This window comes from Shinella sp. HY16 (assembly GCF_028534175.1).
Taxonomy (GTDB): Bacteria; Pseudomonadota; Alphaproteobacteria; order Rhizobiales; family Rhizobiaceae; genus Shinella.
This window is the reverse complement of the sequence record NZ_JAHYXL010000001.1, coordinates 3,380,823-3,405,870: the sequence shown is the minus strand read 5'-3', so window position 1 is coordinate 3,405,870 and position 25,048 is coordinate 3,380,823. Positions and strand designations below refer to the sequence as shown.

The following is a 25,048-nucleotide window of genomic DNA, read 5'->3' as shown; positions in this document are numbered from 1 at the left end:
AGGCGGAGCGGAGGAAAGTCTTCGGTTCAGGCCTTCAACGTTTTCGCGACGGCCAGCAGGTCCTCCTGCCCGGCCGCATTGCGTGCGGCAATCGCCTTCACGCCTTCCCGGTCGATGCCAATGGCCTTGCCGTCGGGGCAGAAGGGTGTCTTGAAAGTAAAGGCGCGGGGCGTGGGGCCGTGATCGGCAAGATGCTCCAGCCGTTCGGCGCCATCGGCCCAGACCGGCCGGTCGCCTTCCGCCACCCACCAGAGCACGAGGGCGGGCCAGGCCTGCCGCTGGTTCCAGTTGCGGGCGTGTTTCAGGGCATCGGCATGCACGCCATTGTAGCTGAAGGCCATCAGTGCCTCGAGGCTGACCCACAGTGAAAGTGAGGAAGGGGCATCCAAAAAGCCGCTGCCGGCGATAAACCGCGGATAGACCTTTTCGCCCCAGCTTTTCGGCCCCGGCTCGCCGTCATAGCCGGAACGGCCGGCAAATCCTTCCGCCCGGTTCGCGGCCTCGAAATTCAGCGGCTCGCGCAGACGGAAGCCTTCGACGCGCGGGCTTTCGTAGTCGTCGATATGCAGGCCGAAATTGTAGATTGCGAGATGATGGCCGCGCATCAGTTGGTTTCGTCGGGCAGGACGGGAAGGGGCGCGACCTCGACGCCTTCCTCCAGCAACTCGCGCACCTCTTCCGCGGAGGCCCGACCGATCAGACCGCGCTGCTCGGCCTCGCCGTAGTGAATCTTGCGGGCTTCCTCGGGAAAGCGCTCACCGACATCCTCCGAATTGGCGCGGATGGTCGAGACGATTTCGCGAAGCTTGTTCATCATCTCCTTCTGGCCGGCCTGCACCACGAGCTCCTGGCGGCGCTCTTTCTTGCGGGCGGTCGAGACGGAGGGCGCCATCAGGCGCTTGGCGACATGGCTGGAGCCGCAGGTGGGACAGGAGACGAGCGCCTTCTTCTGCTGGCGGTCGAAATCGTCCGCCGAGCCGAACCATCCTTCGAAGGTGTGCCCGTTGTCACAGGAAAGCTCGTAGCGGATCAAGCGGCAACGCCTCCCTTCGCGGGGGCCTTCGCCGCTTCAAGCGTGAAGGTGCGCCCGTTGCGCAGGTTGGGGATCTTGTCATGCGCGGCCTTGACGGCGGCGCTGTCGATCTCGGCAAGCACGATGGCCTCGCCGGTGCCGCCGGCGCAGGCCAGGACGCGACCCCAGGGATCGATGATCATGGAATGGCCGAAGGTCTCGCGACCATCCTCGTGCACGCCGGCCTGTGCGGCGGCGATGATGTAGACGCCGTTTTCGATGGCGCGGGCGCGCAGCAGCGTTTCCCAATGGGCTTCGCCGGTCTGGCGCGTGAAGGCGGCGGGAACCGAGATGATCTCCGCACCGGCCTGGGCCTGCAGCTTGAAGAGCTCAGGGAAACGCACGTCGTAGCAGATGGCGAAGCCGAGCTTTGCGAAGGGAAGCTCGGCCATGCGCGCGACGGAACCCGGGGAATAGACAGCGCTTTCGCGCCAGCTCTCGCCGTTGTCGAGATCGACATCGAACATATGGATCTTGTCGTAGCTGCAGACCTGCCCGCCATCAGGGCCGAACAGGAAGCCGCGATTGGCGACCTTGCCGTCGGCGAGCGCGATGGCGGTGGAGCCGACATGCAGGTGAATGCCGAGTTCAGCGGCAAGCTCGGCTGCAGCGGCGACCACGAGATCATCGGCCTCCATGCGCAGAATGGCGCGCAGTCCCGCGCGGTCGCGCTGGAGTGCGCCGGTCATTTCCGGCGTCTGGACGTAGACGGCGCCCTTGGCGGCCGCCTCGCGCACGAGGCGCCGCATTGCCTCCACGTTGCGGACGGGATCCGTCCCGGAACACATCTGGAGGGCGGCGATCGTGACGGTCATGGGATGCTCCTCAGGCGGCGAGCAGGGCGTCGAGTTCGCCGGCGCGCTCCAGGGCATGCAGGTCGTCACAGCCGCCGACATGGCGTTCGTCGATGAAGATCTGCGGGAAGGTGCTGCGGCCGTTGGCGCGCTTGATCATCTCCTGGCGGATCTCCGGCGCATAGGTCGCGTCGTGCTCCTCGTAGGTCACGCCCTTGGTTTCGAAAAGTTTCTTGGCGGCGCTGCAATAGCCGCAGAACTGACGCGTATAGATGACGACCGAAGCCATATTCTCCTGCTCCAAAGCTTGGAAAACCTTATCTTTCATATAGGTCCGGGAAGCGCCCTTGCAAAGGTCAAAACGGTGATGTCGGCAGCACCCGCCCGTTTCAGCGCGCGCGTGACGGCCGAAACGGTGGCTCCAGTGGTATAGACGTCATCGATGAGCACCACGCGGCGGCCGAACAGCGCCTCGCGGCCTTCGGGCGTAACGGTGAAGGCACCGCGCACGTTCTCCTCGCGGGCGCGGGGCCCGAGGCCGATCTGACGGCGGGTGCGTTTCGTCCGTCGCACGGCATCGATGAGCACGGGCGTGCCGGACAACTCGCCGAGTGCGCGGGCAAGCTCCGACGACTGGTTGAACTTGCGCCAGAGGAGACGGAAGCGATGCAGGGGAACGGGAACGATGGCGTGTGCGGCCTCCACGGTGCCGTCGCCGGCGCGTAGCATCCACCTCGCCATCATCGGCGCGAGATCGGTGCGGTCGCGGTATTTCAGCGCGTGGACGAGTACACGGGCAAGGTCGTCGTAGAGGGCGACGGAGCGCAGCCGGTCGAAGGGCGGCGGGCTGGCGATGGCGTCGGCGCTGAGGATCCCCGGGCCGAGATCGTGGGAGAAGGGAGTGCCGAGCACCTCGCAATAGGGGCGTTCGATCAGGGCGAGCTTCGACCAGCAGTGCGGGCAGAGGCTTGCGCGGCTGCCGAGCAGCACGCCGCAGCCGGCGCAGGCCGGCGGATAGACGAGGTCGAGGGCGCCGTCCGCAAGATCGCGCAGCCGACGGACGAGGGCCAGCCGGAGCGGGACTGCCGGCGTTGTTTCGGCCTCGATTTCGCCCATGCGGTTGACAATAGTCGGTGCAAGCGGCCAAAGCGAATGGAATTGCGAACTGGACCTCTCCCATGGAAACGCTCTTCGACCAATCCCTGATCGACACGAACCGGCGGCGCGCGCTTGCCGGCCAGCCGGCGGATTTCCTGCTCGACGTGGTGGCGCGGGAACTTGCCGAAAGGCTCAGTGTCATCGAGCGCCGGTTCGAGCGGGCGGTCGAGCTGCACGGCCACACGGGGGCTACGGCGCGGGCGATCGTCGCGACGGGTAAAGTGGACGCAATGGAGCGGGTGGAGAGCGATGCACGGTTTGCGGCGCCGGACGAGGCGCTGATGGTCTCCCCGCTCGAAACGGTGCCGCTGGAGCCGCAATCGGCCAACCTCATCGTCTCGCCGCTGGCGCTGCACCTCACCAACGACACACCGGGCGTCTTCGTGCAGATCCGCCGCGCGTTGAAGCCGGACGGGCTGTTTCTTGCGGCCATCCCGGGCAGTGGCACCCTGCAGGAACTGCGCGAGGTGCTGCTTGCGGCGGAAAGCGAAATCATGGGTGGGGCGAGCCCGCGGGTCATTCCCTTCCCGGATGTGCGCGATGTCGGCGCGCTTCTGCAGCGTGGTGGCTTCGCCCTGCCGGTGACGGACCGGGAGACCTATACGGTGCGCTACGACTCGATCTTTCCGCTGATGAAGGACCTGCGGGCCATGGGCATGGCCAATCCACTCGCCGGCCGCAGCCGCCGGCCGCTGACGCGCGGCACGTTCCTGCGCGCGGCGGAGCTTTACGCGGAACGGTTCTCCGATCCGGACGGGCGTATCCGCGCGAGTTTTTCGATCATCTACGTATCGGGCTGGGCACCGCACGAAAGCCAGCAGAAGCCGTTGAAACCCGGTTCTGCGACGATGCGCCTCGCCGATGCTCTGAAGCAAGGCGGTTCTGACTGATCCGGCTAGCCCTTGCCGGCGGAATCCATACTGTTCGAGATCGTGGTGAGGGTGTTCGAGAGGCCGCCGCTGAAGGCTTCGAGACCTGCCAGCAGGCCAATCGAGATTAGCGTCAGCAGGAGCCCGTATTCGATAGCCGTGCCGCCGGCGCGGTCGGAGCAGAATGATCTCAGCAATTTCAGCACCATTCCACTCTCCCGCGCCCGTCGCGCATTTGTATCGCCCGTTCAGCAGCCGTTGCTGACACCGTTACCGTTCACGATGCACACGGCGCCGGGCATTTCCTGCAGGACGCTGCGGCGCACCGTATAGCGTTTTCCACCTTCCGACGGGATCGAGCCCGTCGAGATCATGTCGAATTCATCGGGCACATTCGCCATCATGCGCTTGTCGGTCTTGGCGGACAGGACCGGGGTCAGAACCAGAGCAAGCGCGATGACGGCGGTGCCGAAGAGCAGGGCGAGGTTGAGCGCGCCGGTCCGGCTATCGCCGGCCGGCGTGAAATCCTTCTCCTGAACGGTTTTCCAGAAGTCTTCGTCACGCATCTGAGGGTCTCGTAGGCATTCATTGCAACATTAGGCCCAATCTTTGAACCATGGTGCTAAACGATTGCTTAACGGAGACTGAAAAATACGGGGTAAATCCCTGCCGTTCCGTTCAGAGAAGGTCCATCAGGAAGGGAATGAGGGGCTCGTCGGCCGGCGGCATGGGATAGTCGCGCAGCGCCTTCGGGCGCACCCATTTGATCGCTTGCCCCTCGCGGCCATGGGCGGTGCCCTCGAAACGGCGGCAGATGTAGAGCGGCATCAGGAGATGAAAGTCGTCATAGGTGTGGCTGGCGAAGGTCAGCGGGGCCAGGCAGGCAACCTTCGTGCGGATGCCGAGTTCCTCGTCCAGTTCGCGGATCAACGTCTCCTCCGGCGTCTCGCCGGGTTCTACCTTGCCACCCGGAAATTCCCAGAGACCGGCGAGCGTCTTTCCCTCCGGGCGCTGGGCCAGAAGGATGCGGCCATCAGCGTCGACGAGCGCGCACGCGGCGACGAGCAGAATGCGGCGGGGTTTCGCTTCGATTTCGCTCATGCCGCGGCAGGCCCCCTGTAGCAATACTGGTAGACGTCCTTGAAGCCGGCGCGGCGGTAGAGTGCGATGCCGGCCGCATTGTCGGCCTCGACCTGCACCCAGGCCTGCCGGGCGCCCTTGAGCTTTGCCCAGCGCAGGGCGGCGTGAAGGACGGCAGTGCCGAGGCCGCTGCCGCGCTTCTCCTTTGCGACGCCAAGCTGGAGGACACCGACAAGGTCGTTGTCATGCACGGCGATCGCCACCGCTGCAGGGCCGAAATCGGGCTCCTCGAAGATGAAGAGGCCGGTTTCCGGCTTGATGGCGTTGATAATCTCGGTGAGGCCGGGCTTCAACGCCGGGTCGTCGCCGGCAACGCGGATGCGCGCATCGACGAAACGGCCGACGTCGCGGCTCGGCAGATGGTCGAGGCCTTCGTCGCGCGGAAGGGTCGCAAGGTCCGCCATCATGACGATGGTGCGGCCCGCCTCCGTCCAGCCGGCCTCGTCCATATGGGCGACGAGTTTCGGTGGGGTCAGCGGCGTCTGGCGCACCAGCAGCGGGCGCCCGTAGTCGGAAAACTTCTTTGCCGCCTTCTGGAGGCGGATATCGAGATCGCGGGTGTCGGACGGGTCGAGCGGGTTCACCGAGTTCAGCCGGCGTGAGGGGTGGCCGGCGGTCAGCCGGAACAGCCAGCTTCCATCATAGTGCACAGAGGCGGCCGGCCACGCGCGGAAGCCGACGGCTTCGAGCCGGCGGACTTTTGGCAGATCGCTGGTGTTTTCTTCTGATGGCGTCACGCAAGAAGGCCTTTAGCTGCGGTAGTCGCCGTTGATTTCGACATATTCCTTGGTGAGGTCGCAGGTCCAGACCGTCGCCTTGCCGGTGCCGAGACCGATCTCGACGCGGACGGGGATATCCTGCCGCTCCATGACCGCGGTGGTCGCCTCTTCGGAGTAGGCGGGGTCGCGTTCGCCATCGACGGCGACGCGCACGTCGCCGAACCAGATGGCGAGGCGGTCACGGTCGGCCATCTCGCCGGACTTGCCGACGGCCATGACGATACGGCCCCAGTTGGCATCCTCGCCGGCAACCGCGGTCTTGACCAGCGGCGAATTGGCGATGGAAAGCGCGATGCGCTTGGCTGCCGCGTCGCTTTCGGCGCCCTCGACGGTGACTTCCACCATCTTGCGCGCGCCCTCGCCGTCGCGCACGACCTGGAGCGCCAGGTCGCGCAGGAGGTCGGTGAGCGCCGCACGGAAATCGTCGAGCGCGGCATCGTCAGCGGTGACAGGGGACTGGCCCTCGGCTGCACCGGTTGCAAACAGCATCAGCGTGTCAGAGGTCGAGGTGTCGCTGTCGACGGTGATCGAATTGAAAGTCGGGCCGACACCGCCGGAGAGCAGCGATTGCAGAACCGGTGCCGGGATGTCGGCATCGGTCACGACGAAGGAGAGCATGGTCGCCATGTCGGGCGCGATCATGCCCGCGCCCTTGGCGATGCCGTTGATGCGCACGGTGACGCCACCGAGTTTTGCGGTGCGGGTCGCGACCTTCGGATAGGTGTCCGTCGTCATGATCGCCTTGGCGGCTTCAAACCAGAAATCTTCCGTGCCGGATGCGGCAAGGGTGTCGAGCACACCGGAAAATTTGGCGGCGTCGAGCGGTTCGCCGATCACGCCGGTCGAGGCGAGGAAAACCTCGCCCTCCTGGCAGCCGATCGCCCTTGCGGCGGCTTCCGCTGTCATCCTGGTCGATTCGCGGCCTTTGCGGCCGGTGAAGGCATTGGCATTGCCGGAATTGACCACCACGGCACGGGCGATGCCGCCAGGCAGGTTGGCACGGCAGAAATCGACCGGCGCCGAGGGGCATTTCGAGCGGGTGAAGACGCCCGCGACGGCCGCGGGGCGGTCGAACACCATCATCAGCACGTCTGTCCGGTTCTTGTACTTGATCCCGGCGGCAGCGGTCGCCATGCGCACGCCGCGTACTGGCGGCATTTCGGCATAGGTTTTGGGAGCGAGCGGGGAGATGGAACCGGACATCGTACTTTCCTGTTTCAAGAATGGCCCGACAGTCGCCGGGCCGTTGTCTGTTACTGCTGGCCTTCGGTTGCCGGTGCGGCTTCGCCTTCACCCGCGGCTTCCGGCTTGTTGACCGCGTCATAGGCGGTCTTCAGTGCGGCATCCTGGATGTCGACCGGGGCTGCAGCCTTGGCCTTTTCCAAAAGTTCCAGATACTTGTCGCGCATGACAAGCTGACGAACCTGGCTTTCGACCTGGTCGAGCGCCGGGGGCTGCTGCTTGCGCTTGTCCTCGATCTTGATGATGTGGAAGCCGAACTGGCTCTTCACCGGCTCCTTGGAATAGGCGCCCTTTTCCAGTGCGAAGGCGGCCGCTTCGAATTCCGGAACCATGCGGCCCTTGCCGAAGTAGCCGAGGTCACCGCCTTCGGATTTGTTCGGGTCGGTCGACTTTTCCTTGGCGATTTCGATGAAATCCTTGCCGGCATCGAGATCCTTGATGATGGCCTTGGCCTCTTCCTCGGTCTTGACGAGGATGTGGCGGGCGCGGATTTCATCTTCCGGCTCGATGGCAGCGACTTCCTTGTCGTAGCGGGCCTTCACCTCTTCCGGGGTCACCGCATCGACGACATGCTTCTTGAAATAGGCATTGTGCAGTTCGCGATCGGTGAGGAAGGCGAGGCGCTGCTTGAAGTCGGGCGTATCCTGCAGGCCTTCCTTGCCGGCATCGGCGGCGAGCAGCTTCACGTCGATGATCGAGGAGAGGGCGGCAACGCGCTTCTGTTCGTCCGGCAGGTTGGCAAGCTGCGGGTCTAGGCCGGCAATGGCGAGCTTCAGTTCCGATTCGTGGATCTCGAGCGTGCCGACCTTGGCGATGACTGGATCGGCGGCGGCATCCTGGGCGCGGACGCTGGTGCTTGCGGCGGCAATCGCAATAAGGGCGACTACTGCGAGCTTGCTGTACTTGAACATATTGAAAAAGACCTTTCAAATCCTCGCCGGAATCGGGCCGATATCCGGTGCCAGACGGCTCAACACCACCAGAATGTGGCAGTTGTGCAACCGCCTGAGCCGTTGACATCATTCGACCCCCCTCTTATCTGTCACGCAATCCCGCGTCCAGAACAGTTTCCGGGCGTCTCAAGGCTTTGCGCGCAAATATCGTGCGACCTGTCACGCGCCGGGCGCCCATGAAGAAAGGACCATCCTGATGGTCAGCCTCGGCGGCATAGCCCGCAAGTTGTTCGGTTCCTCGAACGATCGTCGCATCCGCTCTTACAAGCCGCGCGTCGATGCCATCAATGCGCTTGAACCGCAGATGAAGGCGCTCTCAGACGACGCGTTGCGGGCGAAGACCGTGGAATTCCGCGAGCAACTTGCTAGCGGCAAGACGCTCGATGACATTCTGGTGCCGGCCTTTGCGGTTGCCCGCGAGGCGGCCCTTCGTGTTCTTGGCCTGCGTCCCTTCGACGTCCAGCTGATCGGCGGCATGATCCTGCACGAAAAGTCGATCGCCGAGATGAAGACCGGTGAAGGCAAGACGCTGGTGGCGACACTTCCCGTCTACCTCAATGCGCTTGCCGGCAAAGGCGTGCATGTCGTGACGGTCAACGACTACCTCGCGACACGCGACAGTGCGCTGATGGGCAAGATCTACAGCTTTTTGGGGCTTTCCACCGGCGTCATCATGCACGGTCTCGATGATGACCAGCGCCGCACCGCCTATGGCTGCGACATCACCTACGCGACGAACAACGAACTCGGCTTCGACTATCTGCGCGACAACATGAAGTACGAGCGCGGCCAGATGGTGCAGCGCGGCCACTTCTTCGCCATCGTCGATGAAGTGGACTCGATCCTGGTCGACGAAGCACGCACGCCGCTGATCATTTCCGGCCCGCTCGACGACCGGTCCGACCTCTATACGACGATCGATGCCTTCATCCCGATGCTGGACGAGGCGGACTACGAGATCGACGAGAAACAGCGCTCGGCCAACTTTTCCGAAGTCGGCACGGAGAAGCTGGAAAACCTCTTGCGTCAGGCGGGCCTGCTCAAGGGCGAATCGCTCTACGATGTCGAGAACGTCGCGATCGTCCACCACATCAACAACGCGCTGAAGGCCCACAAGCTCTTCACCCGCGACAAGGACTACATCGTTCGCAACGACGAGATCGTCATCATCGACGAGTTCACCGGCCGCATGATGCCGGGCCGCCGCTATTCGGAAGGCCAGCACCAGGCGCTGGAAGCCAAGGAAAAGGTGACGATCCAGCCGGAAAACCAGACGCTGGCTTCGATCACCTTCCAGAATTATTTCCGCATGTACTCCAAGCTCGGCGGCATGACCGGTACGGCTTCGACGGAAGCCGAGGAATTCGGCAACATCTACGGCCTCGACGTCGTGGAAGTGCCGACCAACCTGCCGATCAAGCGTCTGGACGAGGACGACGAGGTCTACCGGACGGTCGAGGAGAAGTACAAGGCGATCATCCAGGAAATCAAGGACGCGCGCGAGAAGGGCCAGCCGGTCCTCGTCGGCACGACCTCGATCGAGAAGTCGGAATATCTTGCCGAACGCCTCAAGATGGCAGGTTTCCAGGATTTCCAGGTGCTGAACGCCCGCTACCACGAGCAGGAAGCCTATATCGTTTCGCAGGCCGGCGTGCCGGGCGCTGTCACGATTGCCACCAACATGGCTGGCCGCGGCACGGACATCCAGCTCGGCGGCAACCTTGAAATGCGCCTCGAGCGTGACCTTGCCGAGATGGAGCCGGGTCCCGAGCGGGATGCCAAGCGTGAGGCGATCATCGCCGAGGTGAAGAAGCTGAAGGAGCAGGCGCTTGCCGGCGGCGGCCTCTATGTTCTCGCCACCGAGCGCCATGAAAGCCGCCGCATCGACAACCAGCTGCGCGGCCGTTCCGGCCGTCAGGGCGACCCGGGCCGTTCGAAATTCTTCCTGTCGCTGCAGGACGACCTGATGCGCATCTTCGGCTCCGAGCGCATGGATTCCATGCTGCAGAAGCTCGGCCTCAAGGAAGGCGAGGCGATCGTCCATCCCTGGATCAACAAGGCTCTGGAGCGTGCGCAGAAGAAGGTCGAGGCGCGCAACTTCGATATCCGCAAGAACCTCCTGAAGTATGACGACGTGCTGAACGACCAGCGCAAGGTCATCTTCGAGCAGCGCATCGAGCTGATGGATGGCGAGAACCTCTCGGAAATCGTTGGCGACATGCGTCACGAAGTGGTCGAAACCCTCGTCCGCCTGCACATTCCGGAAAACGCCTATGCCGAACAGTGGGATGTCGCGGGCCTCAAGAAGGGTGTTCTCGAACAGCTCAACCTCGATCTGCCGATCGACGCCTGGGCAGCCGAGGAAGGCATCGACGAGAAGGACATCCTGGAGCGCCTGCACAAGGCGACCGACCAGGCTGCTACCGACCGTGCGGAGCGCTTCGGCCCCGAGATCATGACCTATGTCGAGCGCTCCGTGCTGCTCCAGACGCTGGACCATCTCTGGCGCGAACACATCGTCAACCTCGACCATCTGCGCTCTGTCATCGGCTTCCGCGGCTATGCCCAGCGCGACCCGCTGCAGGAATACAAGGCCGAGGCTTTCGAACTCTTCCAGGCTCTGCTCGCGAACCTTCGCCAGACCGTGACCGCGCAGCTCATGCGCGTCGAGCTGGTGCGCCAGGCTGCCGACGCCCCGGCGCCGGTGCCGCCGGAGATGGAGGGCCATCATATCGACGGCACGACCGGCGAGGACGACTTCGGCGAAGGCAATGGCGGCGGTTTCATGGCCGTCGGCGTGTCGCCGGAAGATCGTGATCCGGCCGACCCGGCGACCTGGGGCCGCGTGTCGCGCAACGAGGCCTGCCCATGCGGCTCGGGCAAGAAATACAAGCACTGCCACGGCGCTTTCGAGCAGGCCTGACCGGCTGCAGGAGTAAATGGCGCATCGTTCACATGAACCGTTGCCCCACCGTCAAACGTCATCTCCGGGCTCGATCCGAGGATGCCGGAAGAGAGATATGCGGATATTGATCCGCTCCCATTGAATGCCGCCCCCGGGCGGCATTTTCTTTGGTGGGCGCTGCACCGTTCACGGCCGACCCAACCGTTTGTTAACCCTGATCTGACAAGACTGATCCTGGTTCAGTTCTGCGTTGCGTACGGGTTCCTGTGTTGATGGCGGTCATTCAGTCGGCGGAGAAATTGCTGCCATCGGCCCTGCGCGGCAAGGCGGAACCGCTGGTGCGCGCGCTCGGAACGATCCTCGTCAGCGACGACCCTCGCAACCTTGCGCAACGCATGGCGCTCATCACCTTCGCCATTCGCGTGATCAATGCGGCAATCGCCTTCCTTTCGCAGATCATCCTCGCCCGCGTGATGGGCGAGTTCGAATACGGCATCTTTGTCTTTGTCTGGGCACTCGTCGTCATCTTCGGCGACATGTCCTGTCTCGGCATCCACACCACCGTGGTACGCTTCCTGCCCGACTATGCAGGACGCAGCGCGCACGCAGAAATCCGTGGCCTCACCTCGACGGCGCGCGTCTTCGCCATGCTGTCCTCGACGGTGCTGGCGACCATCGGCCTGCTCGTGCTGTGGTTCTTCCATGACAGTTTTGCCGACTACTACGTCGTGCCGCTCTTCGTTGGCCTCTTCTGCATGCCGATGATTGCGCTCGGTGACGTGCTCGACAGCACGGCGCGGGCTCATAGCTGGGCGGTGGTGGCCCTCAGCCCGACCTACATCATCCGCCCGCTGCTGATCCTCGTCTTCATGGTTCTGGCGGTTTTGCTGGACGCGCCCCACACGGCGCTGACCGCCATGGTCGCGGCGCTCGCCGCCACCTATCTTACGACCGTCGTGCAGTTCTTCAACATCCTGCGGCGGCTCAGCAAGCGCTACGTCAAGGGCCCGCGCAAGCTGGAATTCTCCCTCTGGATCAAGGCGGCCTTGCCGATCTTCCTCATCGAGGGGTTCGGCTTCCTTCTGACCAATTCCGACGTCATCGTGGTCGGCCTCTACCTCGATCCGGAAAGTGTCGCCATCTACTTCGCTGCGGCGAAGACCATGGCGCTCGTGCACTTCGTGTTCTTCTCGGTGAAGGCTGCTGCGGCGCCCCGCTTTTCTGCGCTCTTTTCGGCCGGCGACCGGCTGGCATTGGCGCGCTTTGCCGGCGAGACGGTGCGCTGGAGCTTCTGGCCGTCGCTGGCCGTCGGGCTCGGCGTGCTGGCGCTGGGCCATTTCCTCCTGTCCCTGTTCGGTACCGCCTTCACGGCGGGCTATAGTCTGATGTTCATCCTCTTCGTCGGCATTCTCGCCAAGGCGCTGATCGGGCCGGGCGAGGTGCTGCTCACCATGGCAGGCCAGCAGAAACTCTGCGTTCTCGTCTATGCGGTGGCCTTGGCCGCCAACATCAGCTTCAACGTCACCCTCATTCCGCTCTTCGGTCTGACGGGTGCGGCGACGGCCACCGCCGGCGCCATGATCCTCGAGGCGCTGCTGCTGCACCTCGTCGTGCGTAGAAAACTCTCCATCATTCTCTTCGCCTTCGCCAATCCGGTGACGGCAAGCCTTGCCAACGGGGTGGACCGCCATGACCGATAGCCACGGCTTAGACCACACGATCGTGACCGGCCGTGCCCAGGCCGCCATTCCGCCTGCCTTGCCGCATGCGCCGCCGGCGGACCAGCGCTTCCTTGTCGGCCGGCCCGGCCGCTCGCTGGCGCTCTATCCGGCGACAGCCGGCTACGAACTGCAGCAGGAACTCGATTTCCTGTCGAACCGCGTCATGGAGCCGAACGTCTTCTTCACGGGGCGCTTTCTCGCTCCTGCCATGCCGCGCCTTGAGGATCGCACCGTGCGCCTTTCCGTGTTGCGCGACGAGGGCGCCGGGCGCAGCCGCATGCGCTTCCTCATGCCCTTTTCCGTCGAGAAGCCGGGCTTTTCCATCGGCTCGAGCATCCTGCGCGCCTGGGCAAATCCGTTCGGGCCGCTCGGGACGCCCCTCGTCGATGCTGAGGATGCCGCCGAAACGCTGGACAACGTGCTGGAAGCCCTTGGCGGTGCCGGCAGCGGCCTGCCAGGCATCCTCGTCCTGCCGGACCTGCGCCTCAACGGTGCCTTCGCGCAGCTGATGCGTGCCGTCGCCATCGGCCGGAACCTTCCCGTCACCGTCACCGATACCTATCGCCGCCCGATGCTGGAGAGCCTGCTCGACGGTCAGACCTATCTGCAGCAGGCGATCTCGCCGGAGCACTTCCGCGAGTTGCGCCGGCAATGGCGCAAGCTCGATGCGATGGGCGCACTTTTCTACAACGTCGCCCGCCAACCCGCTGACATCCGGTTGCGCATGGAGGAATTCCTGCTGCTCGAAGCCTCGGGCTGGAAGGGGCGCGGCCGCACGGCGATGATCAACGATCGTTACCGTGCCGCCTTTGCCCGCGAGGCGATCAGCAATCTTGCCGAGACCGACGGCGTGCGCATCCACACGCTCGACCTCGACGGCCGGGCCATCGCCTCGATGATCGTCTTCATGATGGGCGGGGAGGCCTATACGTGGAAGACCGCCTATGACGAGGAGTTCGCCAAGTTCTCGCCCGGCAAGCTGCTGGTGGCGGAACTGACGGAGTGGCATCTCGACGACGCCAATATCGCCCGGTCGGATTCCTGCGCGGTGCCGGATCACCCGGTCATGAGCCGCTTCTGGGAAGAGCGAGAGGACATGGGCACGCTCGTCGTCGGCCTGCAGCAGAATCGCGACCGTGACGTGCGCCAGGTGGCGACGCAGCTTCACCTCTATCGCAACACGCGCAATGTCGCGCGGCTGCTCCGCGAGAAGATCCGTGCGCTCGCGCGCCGCTGAGGCCTTTCCGGTCCAGTCGGCGGCTTGCCGTTCCGAGCCTCTGAAAAACTAGGCGGCGAAGGGTGTTTCTTCCGCTGCGCGCTTGCGCAGGATATGGCGGATGACCTTGCCCGAGGTCGTCAGCGGCAGGGCATCGACGAAGTCCACCTCGCGTGGGTATTCGTGCATGGAAAGACGTGATTTCACCCAGTCGCGGATATCGTTTGCAAGGGCGTCCGACGGCGCGTTTCCGGGGCGCAGCATCACATAGGCCTTGACGATTTCCGTGCGCACCGGATCAGGCTTGCCCACGGCAGCAGCGAGCTGCACGGCCGGATGTCCGGCAAGGCAATCCTCGATCTCGCTCGGCCCGATGCGGTAGCCGGAGGAGGTGATGACGTCGTCGTCGCGGCCGAAGAAGGTGACGTAACCCTCTTCGTCCATGCGGCCGAGGTCGCCGGTCGTCATCCAGTCGCCAATGAATTTTTCCGTCGTTGCCTTCTCGTTCTTCCAATAGCCGAGGAACATGACGGGATCGGGTCGCCTTACTGCGACCTGGCCGACGGTGCCGCGCGGCACTTCCCGGCCGTTCGCATCGATGATGGCAACGACATGGCCGGGCACCGGCTTGCCGATCGGCCCGGGTCGCGACACGCCGAGCTTGCCGATCGAGCCGAGCACGATGTTGCACTCCGTCTGGCCGTAGAACTCGTTGACGGTGACGCCGAGCGTGTCGCGCACCCATTCCCAGGTCTCGCGGCCGAGCGATTCACCGGCCGAGCCGATGGTACGCAGGTTCAGCCGGTATTTTTCGCGCGGATTGGCGACTGTTTTCATCAGCCGCAGCGCCGTCGGCGGGATGAACGCATTGCGTACATTCATGTCCTGCATGATGCGGTAGGCCATGTCGGGGTCGAATTTCTGGCCCGGCGAGGAGACGACGGGCACGCCGAGCAGCAGCGCCGGCAGGAGCACGTTGAGAAGTCCGCCTGCCCAGGCCCAGTCCGATGGTGTCCAGATGCGGTCGCCTGGCTGCGGCAGGAACTCGTGATGCATCTGAAAACCCGGCACATGACCGAGCAGCACGCGGTGGCCGTGCAGTGCCCCCTTCGGCGGCCCCGTCGTGCCAGACGTGTAGATCATCATCGCCGGGTCGTCCGGGCCGCTGTCTACGGCTGCGAAAGGGCCGGCATGGCGAGCGATGAGCTCTTCGAACGATTTTGCCGAGGCGTCCTTGCCCGGCTCGGTGGTGATCACCAGATCCAGCGTCGGCAGCTCGGCCCGGATCGGCTTCAGGCGTTCCAGGCCGAAGCGATTGGTGACGATTGCCTTTGCCTCGGCATTCTTCAGACGGAAGGACAGCGCATCGGCGCCGAAGAGAAGGGCAAGCGGCAGGGCGATGGCGCCGAGCTTGTAGATTGCCAGATGCGCTATGACCGTCTCGAAACCCTGCGGCAGCAGGATGGCGACACGATCCCCAACCGTTACCCCTTCTGCCGCTAGGGCGGCGGCAAAGGCGTCCGACTGCTCGGCCAGCTGGCCATAGGTGAGCGCGCGCGGCGGGGCATCGGGCAGGAAATGCTCAAGGCAGACCCGGTCGGGGGCATGCGCCGCCCACGCATTGGAAACCGCGGTGCCTATATTGAAGCGCCCGGGGATCTGCCAGCGGAAATCCCGGTAAAGCGCATCATAGGTCGGTCTCTCGGCGAGCATCCGGCGTCACTCCAGTTTGCTGCATTGCACCTAGCATTCCGGAGGGGCCGCCGGCAATGGCGGCTTTTCGCGTATGTCAGAGCCAGGAGAGGCGGTTGTCCACTTCACGGACCTCCTTGACGGCGGCGGCAATCGCGACGGCCCTGCCCGCCTCTTCCGCGGAGCCGATGCTGCCGGAAAGAATGATGCGCGTGCCCTTGCAGGTCACGGTGACGTCGGAGGCATCCACGTCGCCCGCGATGGACAGTGCGTCCGCTACCGCCGTTTCCAGCCAGGCCGGGTGGGGACCATCGAAATGTTCGGGCGGTTCGCCCTTGAAGGTACCTTCCTTGAAGACCATGTCGCACTCCTCTTGCTCGGCGTCTGCAGGAAAACGCGGGATGAACCTGTTTGTTCTTTGCGGCTGAAGGAAAGATGGGCCTTGCTCGCTATCGGCGGCCTTGCCCCCAAAATGGTTGAGACCCAAGAGCGTGCACATCGCTCTCGGGTCCCCCTCCGCAACCACATCCGGGGGTGTCTGTCGTTGCACGGGGTAAATGCGGTTCTGCAAAATTTGTTCCCGCTAAAAAGCAAATTTTTTGAAGGACTAGATGAAAACCTGATTCTATCGATTGCGCACAACTGACTGTTGAGGGCGGTGGATATCTCGCGCTCCTCGCCGATGCAGGGCGGCAGAACGCCTTCTGCCGGCATTCGTCGGCCGCCTGTTGGTCGAGCCCCCAGGCCAGCACATCCAGCAGCTTGGGGGCGCAGCCGGATTGTGGCTATCGGGCTTTGGCGTAGATCATGAGCGCGAAGCCCGCACCCATGCCGATATAGCAGATCCAGGTCAGGATTTCCTGCCAGCGCTTCGGGCGCAGGCGATCGATCTCCTCCTCGCCCGGCCCGCCATGGCGTGTCTGAAGCCCGAACAGGCCGAGCGTACGATGCGTCGCCTCATGGTCGATCCGGGTGTTTCGTATTGTGCCACCCAGGATGCGCCCCAGGAGGTAGCGCTTCATGCCCGCGACGAATGAGCCGAGGAAGAACGTGTTCAGGGTGAAGGAGAACGCCAGGACGATGGCAAGCCCTATGATGAACAAGGTCCAGTCGCCCATATGCCCTCCATTCCGCGCGGTTGTCGGGCCTGAACGTGCGAAAATCCTCGCGTGTTCCTTCCCGGTTGTCTAAGGAACACGGCTGATCCAGTCGGCCTATTCACTGGCACCAGGTACTTTCTTCCCGGAATAGGAGGCGACCTTGAGCCATGGTGTGTACGCGTATGCGTTGAGGTCATTAGACTTTATCAACGAGACGAAGCAACGTTGCTTGTCGGGGCGTGCCCCGTGTGATTTCCTTCTCCAATCTGAACGGGGAGGGGACGATGCCGGTACCGGACGATCTCGACAACGATCATCACAAGCTCATTTTCACGATTCGCCAGGACATCGCCGTCAATCAGGGGCAGGCAAACCGGCGGCAGGCGGTCAGCAAAAATTTTCACGTCTACCTGGAACTCTATTTTCAAGGGAAACACGATCAGGCCGTGCGCGCCTATTGCGCTTCTAAGCGCATCGAGACCCGCCGGTCTGACGGGTCGCAGGTCGATCCGAGAAATGGCAATTCCGACGATCCCTGCATCTATTACCAAGAACATGCGGCCACCATGGTGAATGAAGTCTGCGGGCAGATGCGGCAGCGCTGGCAACGCAACAACAACAACAATACCGTCTTCATCGCCGGGCATCAGAATATGGCGAACATCCAGGGAAGGCGCATCGACGGATATTCGTATGAGATGTCCTATTGGTACGACTATGGCGACATCTACATCGCCTTCCATTGTTATCCCAACTAGTTGGAGCGGGGGGCTGCATCCGCCAGGGCTCTGAAAGGTACCGGTGGCGGATATCGCCAGACCGACATTCGCAAGGACGGCACGGGCCTGTGGGGCGGTCTGTGATGTTTTCACGGGGATGACGGCGGAGATAAACGGGGAACCGCAAGACGGGCTGGGAATAGAGCGGGCCGATAGCCTGGTTCACCTGTTGAACGCCGAATATAGTGCTACGCACAAGGGGACGACACATTGAGGAACATCATTGCCATCGCCTGCATCTTGATTGCCACCGCGTCACTTGCGAGCTGCGCTGGGCGCCAATGCAGCGATTGGCCGGGGACGTGCATCATTCAATGATGGTAGCCTTAAGGGCACGACATGCTGAGTGGCTAGGCGCGGCGGTGCATGAAAGACTTCTTCAAGTGGATACCTGAGAGCGGCTTGGAGCCGTGGTTTGAAACGGCTCCCTATCAACCCAGGCGCCTGGTGCCGGTTGCTCCTGAGGGGGGCGCCCGCTTGTTGTTCCATGACGTTCGCAGCAGGAGAGGTGCTGAGCTCGTCGTTAGCTCACCGGTCACCGCCAAACGTTCTCCGACGAATCTGTCTTTCTTTTGGTCTTCGTTGTGGCGTCAGTGGAGGCGCGACGGTAAGGCCGGCACTCCAGAGCAAAGTGCGTCACGGGCGATGCAGGGCAATATCTGATCTTATGAGTGCGCACTGCATTGAGCATCTTGTCTTCCTCAACCAGATGCTCATAGGTCTCCATGATTGCATTTTCAGGACGGGCATCAAATTTCATGAATGACAAAACCCGCGATGCCTTAACCGGCATGTACTTCACGGTCGATGATCTCGACGGGACCTATGGTACCGGACAAGTCGTTCGGCTTGCCGCCGATGGCATCTATTTCGTACGCTTTGACGGCAACGAGGTGACCTTGCCCTTGGAACTCGCGTCTCTTGGCGAGATGCTGGAAACAACGGATGAGGGCTACAAACTCTGGCGGTTCTTCGACACAATCGATGAACGAGGAAAATGGATTGAGTGGCTGGACGCGCCGTCGAAGCCGAGAGTGGTTTCGCTTGTGAAGCCCGTTAAAGATTAAGCGGTGAGCTCATAGATGCGAATATCTGGGGCGAGCCGGTTTGTGCGTAGCCCTTAAGTGGACACCTAGCCATCGGCGTTGCACAAAAACGCGGCCATCACGCCACGCTTGCCCTTCAATTTGGAGGCATCCGATACGTCATGCCGCCATGCTTCGCCTTGTACTTGCAGAAGGTCGCATCCGAGATCTCGTGCTTGCGGCATACATCGACCGTCTTCGTGCCCGCCTCCTGCGCCTTCAATATCCCGATGATCTGTTCTTCCGCGAAGCATGAACGCTTCATTCGTTCGTCTCCTCGTTGTGACGAACGAGGCCGCCACAATGCAGCGCTCACGGCCTGCGGAAGGTTGCAGCAACTCGATTGGCGAGGAGTGTCATTGGCATGCTGTCGAAGCCGGCTGATTCGCTCGACGATGAAGACGAAACTGAGAACAAAAGTGTCCAAGAAAATCGGCTGAGAGATTTTCTCGGGTGTTTAGGCCAATTTTATATAGGAAAAACAATGAAAAAAAATGCTTATGGTGCCCCATGCCGGAATCGAACCAGCACTCCTTTCGGAACTCGATTTTGAGTCGAGCGCGTCTACCAGTTCCGCCAATGGGGCACGGCACTTGCAGCCATCGCCGTTTACACGAAGCGCTCGCGGGCGGCAACCGGCAAATCCCCGTATGCGGACGATCACTTGTTTGTGCGGGTGATTTACAAAGCCGCCTCACCTGATAGAACTCGGCGCCGTTTCGCCGGTACCCCGCTGGCCCGATTGGACGACCCTGATGACGGCATCTCTCGACCTTTCCCGCAAGGCATCCGCAGGCCTCCTGACGCTCGGCATGGCGGCGACCGTCGGCGGGGCGCTCGCTTTCGAACATATCGGTGGCTATATTCCCTGTGCGCTCTGCCTGCTGCAGCGTGACCCCTACTACTACGGTATCCCGGTGGCGGTCGCCGCCCTCCTATCGGCCCTCTTCGGTGGCCCAGCCTGGCTGACGCGGCTGCTGCTCGCGATCGCCGGTATCATGATGCTCGTCGGCGCGGGCATGGGTGTCTATCACGCGGGCGTCGAATGGGGATTCTGGGAGGGGCCTGCGACCTGCGCGACCTCCGCGCAGGGCGTTACGCAGAATGCCGGCGATCTCCTCTCCGATCTCAACGCCAAGCACGGGCCGTCCTGCACGGAAGCCTCCTTCCGGCTCCTCGGCCTCTCCTTTGCCGGGTGGAATGTGATCGCAAGCCTCATCCTCGCCGCGATCTCCTTTTCAGGCGTGCGGTCGGCGAAAGCGTGATATACCCGCAGCCCGGGCGCAAATGCCTGTTGGTGCCGCAAAAACGCCAGGCGTTTCTGCGGTTCCGGCATCAGGGCTGCAGTTCGACGTCCCAGTAGAGATAGTCCATCCAGCTTTCGTGCAGATAGTTGGGTGGAAACAGTCGCCCGTTGTTGTGCAGATCCTGAACCGTCGGCTGGTAGGGCTTCTGATGCGGGTGCATGCCCGCCTGCTTCGGCAGCTTGCTGCCTTTTCTCAGATTACACGGGGAGCAGGCCGCGACCACGTTGCACCAGGTCGTCTCGCCGCCATGGGCACGCGGGATGACATGGTCGAAGGTCAGGTCGTCCGGCGACCCGCAGTACTGGCATTCGAACCTGTCGCGCAGGAACACGTTGAACCGGGTGAAGGCCGGATGACGTGACGGCTGCACGTATGTTTTCAGGCACACGACGCTTGGCAGGCGCATCGTGAAACTCGGGGATGACACCGAATGCTCGTATTCGGCGATGATGTTTACGCGGTCAAGAAACACGGCCTTGATCGCGTCCTGCCAGGACCAGAGCGACAAGGGGTAATAACTCAGCGGCCTGTAGTCAGCATTCAGTACAAGGGCTGGCAGGGCCTGTGGTGAAACAGAAATCGTCAAGGGCTTCTCCTGATCGATTCGGCATCTGCCCTTCTATATTAGGCCCGTTGTTACAGCATTGTGAAGCGGGAAAGGAAAAGCGAAAACAAGCAATTTCGCGACGGCTCAGCCTTCGAGCACCGGAGCCGCCTCGCGCCGCATCTCCCGGGAATAATAGGCCCAGAACAGCCGGGCCGAGACGCCGCGCCAGGGCGACCAGCTTTCCGCGATCCGGTCGAGTTCCTGCGGGCTCGGGCGCACCGCGAGGCCGAGCGCATGGGCGACTGCATTCTGCAGAGCGATATCGCCGGAGGGGAAGATATCCGGATGGCCGCCGCAGAAGAGCAGATAGACATCCGCCGTCCAGCGCCCGATGCCCTTGATCGCGGTCAGCTTCCGGGCCGCTGACGTTGCCTCCATATGGCAGATCGCATCGAGGTCGAGTTCGCCGCGATCGACGGCATCAGCGGCGCGGCGCAGTGTCTCCGCCTTGGCGCGCGACAGGCCCACAGTGCGACAGTCCTCGTCGGAAAGGCCGAGGATGTGATGGGGGGTGATGTCGCCGGCCGTTTCCTCGAGCCGGCGCCAGATGGCATCGGCGCTGGCGCGCGAGACCATCTGCGCGACGATGATGCCGGCAAGGCCGCGATAGCCGGGCGAAAGGCGGCGAAGCGGCACGGGGCCGGCCTTGTCGATGACGGTGAAAAGACGTGCATCGAGCAAAGCGAGATCGACGAGACCCGCCGCGACATCCGCATCCGTCCTGATCATGTGCAACTGCATTTTCTTAAGAGGCCTCGATCCTTGCTGCCACCGCGGCCTTGGCGGTTTGGGTCCTCAATTGTCCGCGTAGCCCTGCCGTAGAACGCTGCGCAGCTTTGCCCGGCATGCCTTGGTGGCGTAACGCACTTCTTCGTGCCAGAAGACCCCATGCAAACTGCTTTGTCAAAACGTCGTGTCTTCCGATTTGCGCCGAGCCCGAATGGCCTTCTGCATCTCGGTCATGCGCTGTCGGCGATCCTCAACCATGACCTTGCTGCGGCCTGCGGCGGGCGCTTCCTCCTGCGCATCGAAGACATCGATCCCGCCCGGTCGCGGCCCGAATTCGAGGCGGCGATCTATCGCGATCTCACCTGGCTGGACCTTGACTGGGAAAGGCCGGTGCGGCGCCAGTCGGAGCACCTTGCCTTCTATGGTGAGGCGCTGGAACGGCTGAAGGCCATGGGCGTGCTCTATCCGGGCTTCCTCAGCCGTGGCGAGGTGAAGGCGCGGGTTCTGGCGCAGGAGGCTGCGGGCGGGACATGGCCGCGCGATCCGGACGGTGCGCCGCTCTACCCGACGGACGAGCGTTCGCTCGATCGGGATCAGGCGCTTGGCTGGATTGCGGCGGGTCGCCAGCACGCCTGGAGGCTCGATATGGGCAAGGCGCTGGCGCTCGTGCCGGAGGCGTTGACCTGGTCGGAGGCGGGCGAGGGGCCGGAGGGAGAGACCGGTATCGTTGCGGCGAGACCGGAACGCTGGGGCGATGTCATCCTCTCGCGGCCGGATGCTCCGGCGAGCTACCATCTTGCCGTGGTGCTCGACGATGCGGTGCAGGGTATCACCGACGTGGTGCGCGGGCAGGATCTCTTTCATGCGACGGCGGTGCATCGCCTCCTGCAAAGCCTGCTCGGCCTGCAGGCGCCCTCCTACCGGCATCATGGGCTGGTGCCGGGGCCGGATGGACGGAAACTGTCCAAGAGCAATGAGGATACCGGCCTTGCGGCCTACCGGGAACGGGGCATCTCACCTGCCGGCATTCGCGCCCTGCTCGCGGGCTATGGCTTCGTCCTCCATTGAGTCCTCCTCGGGCTGCCGTGGCTTGCGGACGCCGCGGACCTTGTCGAGGATCAGGTGCTTCACCCGGTATTTCATCAGGGCCGCGTTGATTTCAGCACCGATGATGAAGATCGCCCCGACGATGTAGAGGAAGACCAGCGCGATCATGATCGAGGCGAGACCGGCATAGGTCGAGACGTAATTGGCGAAGGTGGTGAGGTAGGAGGCGAAGGCATAGGCGCCGATGCCCCAGGCGATGAGTGTCACCAGGATGCCGGGCAGCACGTCGGCGATCTTGCGCCGGCCGGCGGGCAGCCACAGATGGGCGATCAGAAGGCCGGAGAGCAGCACCAGGATGGTGCCGAACAGTCCCCAGCTTTCCACCCAGGAATAGACATAGGTGAGCCACGGCAGCCAGTCGCCCGTCGCCCGCACGGCAAGGGGCGCCGCAACGAGCACGATGCTGAGGACCGCCAGCGCCAGCACGCCGGCGATGACGAAGCCGAGACTGGCAAGGCGCGTCACGTACCAGTAGCGCGTCTCGGCCACCCGGTAGGCGCGGTTGAGCGAGACGCGCAGCGCCTCCACGCCGTTCGAGGCGAAGTAGGCGGCGGCGAGCACGGAGACCGTGAGCAGGCCGCCGCGCGGGATCGTGAGCACCGCGACGACCTCGCGTGAGATCGGTGCGGCGATCGATTCCGGCCAGGTATCGAAGATGAGATGCACGGCGGTTTCGGCGAACTGGTCGGCGCCGAGGAAAGAGCCGAGCGCCGTGCCGAAGATCAGGAAGGGGAAGATCGCCAGCAGCGTCGACAGCGCGACATGGCTCGCCATCGCCCAGCCGTCGTCCTCGGAAAAATGCCAGATCGCGTCGAAGACGACCTTGTAGGCAAGACGGATGGCGGTCGGCATCTGCAATCTCAGGTCCTCGCGGCCGTCTTCGGCCGTCTCTCGCATTGTCTGCCCGGGTATAACCCCTTACACCGGGGTCGGTTCAAGGGCGGCCCGGATTCAATGGCTTGCCACGCCGGCGCGGGATGGCGATGGCGGTGCGCTGGTGGTGAATATGGGAAACACGAGCAGATTTGTACAGGAAACCGACATGCCTTCTTCGAATGCGACAACGCCGCCGAGCATCATCGTGACGGGATGCTCCTCGGGCATCGGTGCTTATTGCGCCCGGGCGCTGAAGGCGGAGGGCTGGCGGGTCTTTGCGACGGTACGCCGGCAGGAAGACCTCGCAGGCCTAGAGGCCGACGGCATTGAGGCTCTCCTGATGGACTATACGCAGCCGGAGTCGATCGCTGCGTTCGTCGAAACCGTGCTGGCGCGCACCGGCGGCCGGCTCGACGCGCTCTTCAACAACGGTGCTTATGGTCAGGCCGGTGCCGTCGAGGACCTGCCGGTCGAGGCGCTGCGCCTACAGTTCGAGACCAATGTCTTCGGCTGGCACGATCTGACGCGACGGGTGATTCCCGTCATGCGCGGGCAGGGGGGCGGGCGCATCGTGCAGTGCTCGTCGATCCTCGGCATCGTGCCCTATCGCTGGCGCGGCGCCTACAATGCCTCGAAATTCGCGCTCGAAGCGCTGTCGCTGACGCTGCGTATGGAGCTTGCGGGTTCGGGCGTGCATGTCAGTCTCATTGAGCCGGGGCCGATCACCTCGCGCTTCACGGCCAATGCACTAGTCCACATCGAGCGCAACATCGATCTCGAAAACTCCGTACATGCGGACGAGTATCGCCGCCAGTTGCAGCGGTTGCGCGGCGAGGCAAAGCCGGCACGCGGAAAGCTTGGACCTGAGGCAGTGCATGCCGTGCTGCGCCATGCGCTGACGGCAAAAGCACCGCGGCCGCACTACATCGTGACGACGCCGGCCAAGCAGGGCGCTCTTCTGAAGAAGCTGCTGCCGGCCGCGCTCTTCTACCGGATCATCGGCAGGCTCGGCTGACGCGTCGCGGCGTCGCAGGGGGCTCGCCAGCAAAAAGCGTGCACTTTGTGCGAAATGCCCTATTTGAATAGGGCTGACGGAAATCAAATCGGATCGTTGGCATGTCTTCCTTCCTCACCTTCATGACCCTGCTCGTCATGGGCCTCGTCGCCATCGTGCTGGTGCGCGGTCTCGTCAACATGGCCAAGGGCGGCAGCGGCAACACCTCGAACAAGCTGATGCAGCTTCGCGTGCTCTTGCAGGCGATCGCGATCGTCCTCATCATGCTGACGCTCTGGATCACGGGCGGCGGGCGCTGAGGGGGATCATGGTCAAGCTCAACAAGATCTACACGCGCACGGGCGACGACGGCACGACCGGCCTCGTTGCCGGGCCACGCCGCAAGAAGCACGACTTGCGGGTCGAATCCTATGGCGAGGTTGACGAGGCGAACTCCTGCATCGGCCTCGTGCGCCAGCATCTGGCAGACCATCCGGATCTCGACGCGATGCTGATGCGCATCCAGAACGATCTCTTCGATCTCGGCGCTGACCTTGCGACGCCGGAGACCGGGAAAAAACTCGACTATGAGCCGCTGCGCATCGCGCAGGTGCAGGTGGACCGGCTGGAGACGGAAATCGACCTGCTCAATGCCGATCTCGAGCCGCTGCGCTCCTTCGTCCTGCCGGGCGGCACGCCGGCCGCGGCGGCGCTGCATCTTGCGCGCACCGTCGCGCGGCGGGCCGAACGGCGCGTCGTCGCCCTGCAGGATATCGAGGGCGAGGCGGTCTCGGCCGCGGCTGCAGCCTATATCAACCGGCTCTCCGACTTCCTCTTCGTTGCGGCGCGCTGGGTCAACGAGAAGGGCCGTACGGACATATTGTGGGTTCCGGGCAAGAACAGGTAAGCTCGCTTCCAGCAAG

At 63.3% G+C, this 25,048-nt stretch carries 28 protein-coding genes, 1 tRNA gene and 1 pseudogene; 11 read left to right on the top strand and 19 right to left on the bottom strand.

Features of this window, described 5'->3' with window-relative positions:
• Nucleotides 1-26: 26 nt before the first annotated feature.
• From K0P03_RS16810 to K0P03_RS16790, 5 genes are read right to left on the bottom strand one after another with little or no spacing between them, the layout of a single operon-like run.
• The gene (locus K0P03_RS16810; protein WP_272790148.1) at nucleotides 27-605 is read right to left on the bottom strand and encodes a DUF3291 domain-containing protein; all 579 of its coding nucleotides are present in this window, start codon (nucleotides 603-605) and stop codon (nucleotides 27-29) included.
• Entirely contained in the window at nucleotides 605-1,033 is a 429-nt protein-coding gene (locus K0P03_RS16805; RefSeq protein ID WP_023514896.1) for a DUF1178 family protein, read from the bottom strand. Before K0P03_RS16805 ends, K0P03_RS16810 begins: the two co-directional genes overlap by 1 nt.
• A complete protein-coding gene (locus K0P03_RS16800; protein ID WP_272790147.1) occupies nucleotides 1,030-1,887 on the bottom strand; it encodes a carbon-nitrogen hydrolase family protein in 858 nt (285 codons plus the stop codon). The genes K0P03_RS16805 and K0P03_RS16800 overlap by 4 nt, the downstream gene beginning before the upstream one ends.
• A gap of 10 nt (nucleotides 1,888-1,897) precedes the next feature.
• On the bottom strand, nucleotides 1,898-2,155 hold the full coding sequence (gene grxC / locus K0P03_RS16795) for a glutaredoxin 3 (RefSeq protein WP_023514894.1): 258 nt from the start codon (nucleotides 2,153-2,155) through the stop codon (nucleotides 1,898-1,900).
• A gap of 35 nt (nucleotides 2,156-2,190) precedes the next feature.
• A complete protein-coding gene (locus tag K0P03_RS16790; RefSeq protein WP_272790146.1) occupies nucleotides 2,191-2,982 on the bottom strand; it encodes a ComF family protein in 792 nt (263 codons plus the stop codon).
• A 62-nt stretch (nucleotides 2,983-3,044) separates the two neighbouring features.
• Between K0P03_RS16790 and K0P03_RS16785 the strand changes: the two genes are divergently transcribed.
• The gene (locus tag K0P03_RS16785; RefSeq protein ID WP_050745518.1) at nucleotides 3,045-3,914 is read left to right on the top strand and encodes a methyltransferase domain-containing protein; all 870 of its coding nucleotides are present in this window, start codon (nucleotides 3,045-3,047) and stop codon (nucleotides 3,912-3,914) included.
• Nucleotides 3,915-3,919: 5 nt separating this feature from the next.
• Here the strand turns inward: K0P03_RS16785 and K0P03_RS16780 are convergent, their stop codons facing one another.
• The 6 genes from K0P03_RS16780 to K0P03_RS16755 all read right to left on the bottom strand — a co-directional run bounded on the left by K0P03_RS16780 (nucleotide 3,920) and on the right by K0P03_RS16755 (nucleotide 7,965).
• Nucleotides 3,920-4,102 carry a Flp family type IVb pilin gene (locus K0P03_RS16780; protein ID WP_023514891.1) on the bottom strand — a complete coding sequence of 61 codons (183 nt, stop codon included), beginning with the start codon at nucleotides 4,100-4,102 and terminating at the stop codon, nucleotides 3,920-3,922.
• A gap of 39 nt (nucleotides 4,103-4,141) precedes the next feature.
• Entirely contained in the window at nucleotides 4,142-4,459 is a 318-nt protein-coding gene (locus K0P03_RS16775) for a hypothetical protein (RefSeq protein WP_023514890.1), read from the bottom strand.
• 112 nt (nucleotides 4,460-4,571) lie between these two features.
• Nucleotides 4,572-4,994 (bottom strand): 8-oxo-dGTP diphosphatase MutT, encoded by a 423-nt coding sequence (gene mutT / locus K0P03_RS16770; protein ID WP_023515897.1) that lies wholly within the window; start codon nucleotides 4,992-4,994, stop codon nucleotides 4,572-4,574.
• Nucleotides 4,991-5,770, bottom strand: a complete 780-nt coding sequence (locus tag K0P03_RS16765; protein WP_023515896.1) for a GNAT family N-acetyltransferase — start codon at nucleotides 5,768-5,770, stop codon at nucleotides 4,991-4,993. The genes mutT and K0P03_RS16765 overlap by 4 nt, the downstream gene beginning before the upstream one ends.
• A gap of 12 nt (nucleotides 5,771-5,782) precedes the next feature.
• A complete protein-coding gene (gene argJ / locus K0P03_RS16760; RefSeq protein WP_272790145.1) occupies nucleotides 5,783-7,015 on the bottom strand; it encodes a bifunctional glutamate N-acetyltransferase/amino-acid acetyltransferase ArgJ in 1,233 nt (410 codons plus the stop codon).
• A gap of 50 nt (nucleotides 7,016-7,065) precedes the next feature.
• Entirely contained in the window at nucleotides 7,066-7,965 is a 900-nt protein-coding gene (locus K0P03_RS16755) for a peptidylprolyl isomerase (protein WP_272790144.1), read from the bottom strand.
• Between the two features lie 238 nt (nucleotides 7,966-8,203).
• Between K0P03_RS16755 and secA the strand changes: the two genes are divergently transcribed.
• The 3 genes from secA (at nucleotide 8,204) to K0P03_RS16740 (ending at nucleotide 13,870) form a co-directional block, all read left to right on the top strand.
• Nucleotides 8,204-10,930: a preprotein translocase subunit SecA gene (secA, locus tag K0P03_RS16750; protein WP_272790143.1), complete on the top strand. Its 2,727-nt coding sequence runs from the start codon at nucleotides 8,204-8,206 to the stop codon at nucleotides 10,928-10,930.
• Nucleotides 10,931-11,184: 254 nt separating this feature from the next.
• Entirely contained in the window at nucleotides 11,185-12,612 is a 1,428-nt protein-coding gene (locus K0P03_RS16745; protein ID WP_023511884.1) for a lipopolysaccharide biosynthesis protein, read from the top strand.
• Nucleotides 12,602-13,870: a GNAT family N-acetyltransferase gene (locus tag K0P03_RS16740; RefSeq protein ID WP_023511885.1), complete on the top strand. Its 1,269-nt coding sequence runs from the start codon at nucleotides 12,602-12,604 to the stop codon at nucleotides 13,868-13,870. The genes K0P03_RS16745 and K0P03_RS16740 overlap by 11 nt, the downstream gene beginning before the upstream one ends.
• A gap of 48 nt (nucleotides 13,871-13,918) precedes the next feature.
• Here the strand turns inward: K0P03_RS16740 and K0P03_RS16735 are convergent, their stop codons facing one another.
• The 3 genes from K0P03_RS16735 to K0P03_RS16725 all read right to left on the bottom strand — a co-directional run bounded on the left by K0P03_RS16735 (nucleotide 13,919) and on the right by K0P03_RS16725 (nucleotide 16,659).
• Nucleotides 13,919-15,562 carry an AMP-binding protein gene (locus K0P03_RS16735; protein WP_272790142.1) on the bottom strand — a complete coding sequence of 548 codons (1,644 nt, stop codon included), beginning with the start codon at nucleotides 15,560-15,562 and terminating at the stop codon, nucleotides 13,919-13,921.
• Nucleotides 15,563-15,638: 76 nt separating this feature from the next.
• Complete coding sequence (locus K0P03_RS16730) at nucleotides 15,639-15,902, bottom strand: BON domain-containing protein (protein WP_023511887.1); 264 nt, start codon at nucleotides 15,900-15,902, stop codon at nucleotides 15,639-15,641.
• 424 nt (nucleotides 15,903-16,326) lie between these two features.
• The gene (locus K0P03_RS16725) at nucleotides 16,327-16,659 is read right to left on the bottom strand and encodes a hypothetical protein (protein ID WP_024271135.1); all 333 of its coding nucleotides are present in this window, start codon (nucleotides 16,657-16,659) and stop codon (nucleotides 16,327-16,329) included.
• A gap of 266 nt (nucleotides 16,660-16,925) precedes the next feature.
• Here K0P03_RS16725 and K0P03_RS16720 point away from each other — a divergent pair, with 266 nt between their 5' ends.
• Nucleotides 16,926-17,399: a hypothetical protein gene (locus K0P03_RS16720; RefSeq protein WP_272790141.1), complete on the top strand. Its 474-nt coding sequence runs from the start codon at nucleotides 16,926-16,928 to the stop codon at nucleotides 17,397-17,399.
• A 779-nt stretch (nucleotides 17,400-18,178) separates the two neighbouring features.
• A complete protein-coding gene (locus K0P03_RS16715) occupies nucleotides 18,179-18,487 on the top strand; it encodes a hypothetical protein (RefSeq protein WP_037408539.1) in 309 nt (102 codons plus the stop codon).
• Between the two features lie 113 nt (nucleotides 18,488-18,600).
• On the opposite strand, the pseudogene K0P03_RS16710 reads toward K0P03_RS16715, so the two are convergent.
• Both K0P03_RS16710 and K0P03_RS16705 read right to left on the bottom strand, forming a co-directional pair.
• Nucleotides 18,601-18,770: pseudogene (locus K0P03_RS16710) on the bottom strand (transposase); the annotation flags it as partial.
• A 236-nt stretch (nucleotides 18,771-19,006) separates the two neighbouring features.
• Nucleotides 19,007-19,091 (bottom strand) — tRNA-Leu (locus K0P03_RS16705).
• Between the two features lie 166 nt (nucleotides 19,092-19,257).
• On the opposite strand from K0P03_RS16705, the gene K0P03_RS16700 reads away from it, so the two are divergent.
• Nucleotides 19,258-19,770 (top strand): disulfide bond formation protein B, encoded by a 513-nt coding sequence (locus tag K0P03_RS16700; RefSeq protein WP_443020582.1) that lies wholly within the window; start codon nucleotides 19,258-19,260, stop codon nucleotides 19,768-19,770.
• A 70-nt stretch (nucleotides 19,771-19,840) separates the two neighbouring features.
• Here K0P03_RS16700 and K0P03_RS16695 read toward each other — a convergent pair whose 3' ends face one another.
• On the bottom strand, nucleotides 19,841-20,398 hold the full coding sequence (locus tag K0P03_RS16695; protein WP_024271138.1) for an HNH endonuclease: 558 nt from the start codon (nucleotides 20,396-20,398) through the stop codon (nucleotides 19,841-19,843).
• Nucleotides 20,399-20,503: 105 nt separating this feature from the next.
• A complete protein-coding gene (locus K0P03_RS16690; protein WP_037408559.1) occupies nucleotides 20,504-21,154 on the bottom strand; it encodes a DNA-3-methyladenine glycosylase family protein in 651 nt (216 codons plus the stop codon).
• A gap of 153 nt (nucleotides 21,155-21,307) precedes the next feature.
• Between K0P03_RS16690 and gluQRS the strand changes: the two genes are divergently transcribed.
• Nucleotides 21,308-22,216, top strand: a complete 909-nt coding sequence (gene gluQRS, locus K0P03_RS16685) for a tRNA glutamyl-Q(34) synthetase GluQRS (protein WP_272790139.1) — start codon at nucleotides 21,308-21,310, stop codon at nucleotides 22,214-22,216.
• Here the strand turns inward: gluQRS and K0P03_RS16680 are convergent.
• Entirely contained in the window at nucleotides 22,163-23,107 is a 945-nt protein-coding gene (locus K0P03_RS16680; RefSeq protein WP_024271139.1) for a YihY/virulence factor BrkB family protein, read from the bottom strand. The two genes, gluQRS and K0P03_RS16680, sit on opposite strands and share 54 nt — an antisense overlap.
• A 190-nt stretch (nucleotides 23,108-23,297) precedes the next feature.
• Here K0P03_RS16680 and K0P03_RS16675 point away from each other — a divergent pair, with 190 nt between their 5' ends.
• The 3 genes from K0P03_RS16675 to K0P03_RS16665 all read left to right on the top strand — a co-directional run bounded on the left by K0P03_RS16675 (nucleotide 23,298) and on the right by K0P03_RS16665 (nucleotide 25,032).
• Nucleotides 23,298-24,146: an SDR family oxidoreductase gene (locus tag K0P03_RS16675; RefSeq protein WP_272790138.1), complete on the top strand. Its 849-nt coding sequence runs from the start codon at nucleotides 23,298-23,300 to the stop codon at nucleotides 24,144-24,146.
• A gap of 101 nt (nucleotides 24,147-24,247) precedes the next feature.
• On the top strand, nucleotides 24,248-24,445 hold the full coding sequence (locus K0P03_RS16670) for a twin transmembrane helix small protein (RefSeq protein WP_023514935.1): 198 nt from the start codon (nucleotides 24,248-24,250) through the stop codon (nucleotides 24,443-24,445).
• 8 nt (nucleotides 24,446-24,453) lie between these two features.
• On the top strand, nucleotides 24,454-25,032 hold the full coding sequence (locus tag K0P03_RS16665) for a cob(I)yrinic acid a,c-diamide adenosyltransferase (RefSeq protein ID WP_023514936.1): 579 nt from the start codon (nucleotides 24,454-24,456) through the stop codon (nucleotides 25,030-25,032).
• The last annotated feature ends 16 nt before the right edge of the window (nucleotides 25,033-25,048 follow it).